This window comes from Escherichia sp. AM3 (genome assembly GCF_032029835.1).
Classification (GTDB): domain Bacteria; phylum Pseudomonadota; class Gammaproteobacteria; order Enterobacterales; family Enterobacteriaceae; genus Escherichia; species Escherichia coli.
The window spans coordinates 1-315 of the sequence record NZ_JAVUPQ010000779.1; the positions used below are offsets into that span (position 1 = coordinate 1).

1 protein-coding gene is annotated in these 315 nt (G+C 42.9%); it reads right to left on the reverse strand.

The window, feature by feature from the left end:
- Positions 1 to 192: 192 nt before the first annotated feature.
- Positions 193 to 315: H-NS family nucleoid-associated regulatory protein (locus RTW80_RS28325; RefSeq protein WP_409415333.1), on the reverse strand; the 123-nt coding region annotated here is incomplete at its 5' end.

Consider the following 315-nt stretch of genomic DNA (forward strand, 5'->3'; position numbering starts at 1 on the left):
GACCAACTACCTCACCATTTTCTTTAAGCGCCCATGCAGCCAGTTGGTATACTGTTGACTTTCCTGCCACACCGGAGACATTATCGTGACGGAAATACCAGTCTGTCGCAGGGATAATTTGTTTGTAGGATGTATTACTCATGGATTTTCTTCCTTAACAAAATGATGATATAAAACTATATCCTTGCCATATTACTGCTCATCTGTTACTCCGTTCAAACTCTTATTGATACGAAAATCTTCCAGAGAACGCCCGGCTTTCAACGCTTCATCAATCGGTTTTGGCGCACGTCCACGACCAGACCAGTATTTCGT